Annotated in this window: 1 protein-coding gene; it reads right to left on the minus strand. The window is 71.8% G+C overall.

The genetic code is table 11. From position 1 onward, the window contains the following. A partial coding sequence (locus ACFW22_RS35730; protein WP_386412946.1) for an amino acid adenylation domain-containing protein occupies window positions 1-2,559 on the minus strand: 2,559 nt, incomplete at its 3' end. Window positions 2,560-2,571 lie beyond the last annotated feature (12 nt).

The following is a 2,571-nucleotide window of genomic DNA, read 5'->3' on the forward strand; positions in this document are numbered from 1 at the left end:
GTCCAAAACCACCTGCCGCGGCTCCCCGTCCACCTCCGGGAACACCGTCCGTAGACTCTCGTGCCGCCCCACCACGTCCGCCAGCGCCGCATCCAGCGCCGCCACGTCCAGCGCACCCGACAACCGCACCGCGAAACGCATGTTGTACGCGGCGGACTCGGGGCCCTCCAGACGGTTGAGGAACCACAGCCGGCGCTGTGCCGAGGAGGTCGGCAGGGTGCCGGTGCGGGATACGGCGACGAGCGGGGGCCGGTCGCGCTCCCCGGAGCGGGCCCGGTCGGCGAGTGCGGCGACGGTGGGCGCCTCGAACACGTCCCTGATCGACAGGGACGTACCGAAGGCGGAGCGGGCCCGGCTGACGAGCCTGGTGGCGAGGAGGGAGTGGCCGCCGAGTTCGAAGAAGCTGTCGTCGATGCCGACCCGTTCCAGTCCGAGGACCTGCGCGAACAGCGCGCACAGCACCTCCTCCACCGGATCCCGGGGCTCCCGCGAGGACACCACCGCACCCAGATCGGGCGCCGGCAACGCCTTCCGGTCCACCTTCCCGCTCGGCGTCAACGGCAACGCATCGAGGACCACCACCACCGGCACCATGTACTCCGGCAGCGACCGCCCCACGAACTCCCGCACCGCGCTCACATCCACCGACGCACCCGCGGCCGGCACGACATAGCCGACCAGCACCGCACCACCAGGACCGTCGGAACGCGCCACCACCACCGCACGCCCCACCGACGCATGCCCCAGCAACACCGCCTCCACCTCACCCGGCTCCACCCGGAACCCACGCACCTTCATCTGCGCATCCGCACGCCCCAGGAACACCAGACGACCGTCCGCCGACCACCGCACCACATCACCCGTGCGATACATCCGCCCACCGGCCACCCCGAACGGGCACGCCACGAACCGCGAAGCCGTCAACCCCGCACGACCCACATAACCCCGCGCCACACCCGCACCCGACAGATACAATTCACCCGCCACACCCACCGGAACCGGCCGCAACCCACCGTCCAACACGAACACACCCGTGTTCCGGATCGGACGGCCGATCAGGGTTGCCGTGCCGAGGGCAACGTCGTCGTGGGCGCCGTGGGTGGCGACCGCTCCGACCTCGGAGGCTCCGTAGAAGTTCACGAGGCGGGCGGAGGGCAGGCAGGTCCGGAACCGTTCCACGGTGGCGGCGGGCAGCTGCTCCCCGCTGCAGATCCAGACCGCGCAGCCGGCCATGCGCGGCAGTTCGCCGCTGTCGATGAAGGCGTCCAGGAGGCTGGGGACGACGGTCAGCCGGGCGATGCCGTGCCGCACGACGGCGTCCGCGAGGTGGGGGACGCTGCGGGCGGTGTCGGCGTCGACCAGGACCGTCGACCCGCCGGACAGCAGCGGGGCGAGCAGTTCGGTGATGCCGTCGATGACGCTGACCGGCGACTTGGCGAGGACGCCGGCCGTGCGCTGCTCGGGGAACTCCTCGGCGAACCAGGTGAGCCGGTTGACGAGGGCCCGGTGCAGACCGGTGACGCCCTTCGGCCGGCCCGTGGAGCCGGAGGTGTAGATGACGAACGCGGGGTGGTCCGGCCCCAGGGGACTGGTCCGCTCCCGGTCGGTCACGTCGGCGTCGGGCAGCTCCGCCCGCGCCTCAGCCGTGCCGGGGTCGTCGACCAGCAGGCGCGGCAGGTCCGTGTCCGGCAGGGTCCGGGCGGTCGGTCCGTCGGTGAGCAGCAGGGCCGGACCGGCGTCGTCGAGCATGAGCGCGATCCGCTCCGCCGGATAGGCCAGGTCGACGGGGAGGTAGGCGGCGCCGGACTTGAGCACCGCGAGGAGAGCGACGACCATCTCCTCGGTGCGGGGCAGCGCGAGCGCCACCAGCCGCTCCGGGCCCGCGCCGAGTCCGATCAGCTGCCGGGCCAGACGGTTCGCCCGCGCGTTCAGCTCCCCGTACGACAGCTCCGTGCCGTCGAAGGTGACCGCGACCGCCTCCGGCGACCGGGCCGCCTGGGCCTCGAAGAGGGCGGGCACGGTGGTGTCGGTGCTGCGGCCGGTGGTGCCGCTCCACTCGGTGAGGATGCGGTGGCGCTCCTCGTCGGTGAGCAGTTCGATGCCGCTGACGGGGAGGTCAGGGTCGTCGGCGACCTGTTCCAGGAGGCGTACGAGACGCTCGGCGACCGAGGCCGCCGTCGACTCGTCGAACACGTCGTGGCTGAACTCCAGGAACCCGTCCAGACCGCCGGGCGTGCCGTCGTCGGCCTGCCGCTCGACGACGAAGAAGTTCAGGTCGAACTTGACCGAGTCGACGGCAGGCGGCTCGAACGCAGCGCGCACACCGGGGAGTTCGAGGCGGGCGTGCTCGTTGTTCTGGAGCACCAGCATGACCTGGAAGAGCGGGTTGCGGCCCATGGACCGCACCGGGTCGAGGACCTCGACCAGCTGCTCGAAGGGGACGTCCTGGTGGGCGTAGGCGGACAGGGAGGTCTCGCGGGCGCGGTCGAGGAGTTCCCGGAAGGCCGGGTCTCCGGACACGTCGGTCCGCAGGACCAGGGTGTTCATGAAGCAGCCCACCAGCTCGTCCAG

Origin of the sequence: Streptomyces sp. NPDC058872, assembly GCF_042743065.1 — a bacterium.
Lineage (GTDB): Bacteria > Actinomycetota > Actinomycetes > Streptomycetales > Streptomycetaceae > Streptomyces.